Source organism: Vreelandella alkaliphila (assembly GCF_016107625.1).
Lineage (GTDB): Bacteria > Pseudomonadota > Gammaproteobacteria > Pseudomonadales > Halomonadaceae > Vreelandella > Vreelandella alkaliphila.
On record NZ_JABASV010000045.1, the window covers coordinates 1 to 381 of the forward strand.

Sequence of the window (381 nt, forward strand, 5' to 3'; positions counted from 1 at the left end):
CCGATGCTGATTCAGATGCAGACGCTGATGCGGATGCTGACGCAGATTCTGACGCTGATGCCGATGCTGACGCAGATGCCGATGCCGATGCTGACGCCGATGCAGATGCAGATGCGGACGCCGACGCTGATGCCGATGCTGATGCAGATGCAGATGCTGACGCTGATGCAGATGCCGATGCCGATGCCGATGCTGATTCAGATGCCGACGCTGATGCGGATGCTGATGCCGATGCCGATGCCGATGCCGATGCCGACGCCGATGCTGACGCAGATGCTGACGCAGATGCCGATGCAGATGCGGACGCCGACGCTGATGCCGATGCCGATGCTGACGCTGATGCAGATGCGGATGCTGATTCAGATGCCGACGCTGATGCTG

At 60.4% G+C, this 381-nt stretch carries 1 protein-coding gene; it reads left to right on the forward strand.

Annotation, left to right across the window (positions count from 1 at the left end; all coding sequences use genetic code 11):
- On the forward strand, positions 1–381 hold a 381-nt coding region (locus JFC11_RS18905), incomplete at both ends, for a hypothetical protein (RefSeq protein WP_198350284.1).